The organism is Pseudoalteromonas sp. KS88 (assembly GCF_004766475.1).
GTDB lineage: Bacteria > Pseudomonadota > Gammaproteobacteria > Enterobacterales > Alteromonadaceae > Pseudoalteromonas.
On the sequence record NZ_PYHV01000047.1, the window covers coordinates 1 to 2,419 of the forward strand.

Here is a 2,419-nt window from a genome sequence, read left to right on the forward strand (position 1 = left end):
GCTTGATTTAACTGCCCTAAGCCATAACTTGCACCATCATAGGTATACGTGAGAAATTTAAGATGGGTGTCTTGTTTATTCTCTTATTAAATTCTATATAGTGAAATTTAAGATGGGTGTCTTGTTTATTCTCGCCTGGATAACGAAGTCCTTTTATTCGGCCATAGTTAGCATCATAGAAGGTCGTTGTGGTATAGGATTTATCATCATCATTAATCGTTTGTGTGGTTGGTCGGCCGCGGTTATCAAAGGCAAATGTTTTGGTAATGCCATTACCTGAAGCTTGATTTAACTGCCCTAAGCCATAACTTGCACCATCATAGGTATACGTGAGAAATTTAAGATGGGTGTCTTGTTTATTCTCTTATTAAATTCTATATAGTGAAATTTAAGATGGGTGTCTTGTTTATTCTCGCCGAACGCAACGTGAAATACAGTAATAATATTTTGTATCTGTCAAACTTACTTGACGTTTTCTTGCAGTAGCCATGTATCACCCTGTTTGTTTTTTGCACTAATTGAAAGTTAGTTGAAAAAATAAAAAATACAAACTTTAGGGTGGGTGTCTTTTTATTTATTCTTCCACTAATTGGTGGCACTGACACAGATTGCACGGCCCGCTGCTAGCAAGTGCGCTCTTCTACTGGGGTCAGTTGTGCAATTATTAACTTTAATAAACTGAAAAAAGCTTAAGTATTAAAATTAATGAATGATCATAGTAACCGGTATTTAAGCCCCGATATGTTTAGTTCTTTTATTTTTTCAACAAAGTAGCCAGACATTAATGGATAATGACCTTTCATATTGCTTAGAAGAAAAATAGGACTTTCACACTCATTAAAAGAATTAAAACTATAACGCTTAACATCAAGTTTAAACCCATTCATCTCAACAAATTCAGAATCATCCTCATTGAGTGCATCTATTTCTTTTGTCACTGTAAAAATATAAAGAGGTTCATCTTTTAGTATTAACTTCGACCAAGCCCCACAGCCACTTATAAAGCCACGTATTTTTTCGTAAGCAATTGAATCACATACAATACAATTAGGATGAAGCCATAGAAAGGAATTATTAACAAACTTTTGACTTCCCTTTAGTTCAACTTGAACTATTTTTTCACATGGTATTGGGTTTTGTACTGATAAGACAGTAGATAACAGTAAGTTTGTATCTTCAGGATCAGTTGGAATGATAAAATCATCTTCATTTTCTGGTGAAAATTTATATACATTACTCATATATAACTTCATTTCTAAAATCATTTTTTATACTTTCTAAAGCAGTTATTATTCCATTTTTTCCACCCACTGCAGCACCTAACTGAATTCTTTGATTTACAGCTCATAATGTCTGATGACGGTGCCCGACACCATGAGCTACACTCCTATCCCCTGCAATACGAGCACTTTCATTTTTAGGTAACCAAATCAAATTAGTAGCGCTGTCGATACCAATATCATGTTGTTGTAAAAGTTGCCTCATTCCTTCTGTGATAATCCCCCCATCTAAGTTCTTGAATCCATTTCTAGGAATAATGTGATGAGCTTCATAACCATCACCAGGTTTATCTTGATTAATTGACTCTAACTCCTTTCGTAATTTTTCAGATAAACCACCATTACGCATATAGGAGATAGCAGCAAGTAACAACTGTTTGTTTGCTTGCTGAGCATCTGAATAAGCATCTAATACATTATCAACGCCATCCGCCATTCGTTTATTTCTATCAGCTTGACCTGTAACATCACTCATTCCTGCTACAGGAGGCGGAGGTAGTACACCACAAATAGCAACACTTGCACTAAGAGCCCCCCCGCAACCACCTGAACTTTGTCCTCCGCTTGGTGTTGGAGATGATTTATTGATATTAGATTGAGACATTATATCTGGAGACTTCCCAACATTATACGCTGATGTAAATGCACCTTTCGCATCAGCCCCATTTATTGACTCAACTTGATATGAATTACCATCTTTAGTATTGACAACCATATTGCCATCTTTGGTAACTTGAACATTTTCAACGTCATCCATCTTTATATTGCCGATATCACATACGCCACTACCATTACATTCGGCGGTATAACCTGTAGGGTCAGTGCCACTGAGCGGATTATTCATAATATACGAATAGGGGTTAATACTCTGGCTATTCGTTGGGCTTTGAATAACGGGGTCTACCGACATAAATCTGCCAAGGTTATAATCGTACTCCCGACCGTTCATATGGATCAGCTCTACATTATCTAAATGTTCGAGGTCGGTAAAGCCTCTTCGCGTTTTGGCATTCTCTAAATCACCTAGTTTTGAATTACCATACGGCTTCAACCCGCCATTTGCTAAGCGTGGTTTACCAAATGGGTCGAAGTTTCGTACCGCTTCAACTTGGCCGTTGTGGTCGGTAAATACCCGTGCG

General features: G+C 37.2%; 2 protein-coding genes and 1 pseudogene. All 3 read right to left on the reverse strand.

The genetic code is table 11. The annotated features are described in order from the left end of the window. Positions 1 to 412: 412 nt before the first annotated feature. Positions 413 to 490 (reverse strand): annotated as a pseudogene (locus C7Y70_RS20315) (Mobile element protein); the annotation flags it as partial. A gap of 223 nt (positions 491 to 713) precedes the next feature. Beyond that, positions 714 to 1,265 carry a hypothetical protein gene (locus tag C7Y70_RS20320; protein ID WP_135476819.1) on the reverse strand — a complete coding sequence of 184 codons (552 nt, stop codon included), beginning with the start codon at positions 1,263 to 1,265 and terminating at the stop codon, positions 714 to 716. A 79-nt stretch (positions 1,266 to 1,344) separates the two neighbouring features. After that, positions 1,345 to 2,419, reverse strand: a 1,075-nt coding sequence (locus C7Y70_RS20325) for an RHS repeat-associated core domain-containing protein (protein WP_135476821.1), incomplete at its 5' end; no start/stop codon positions are given.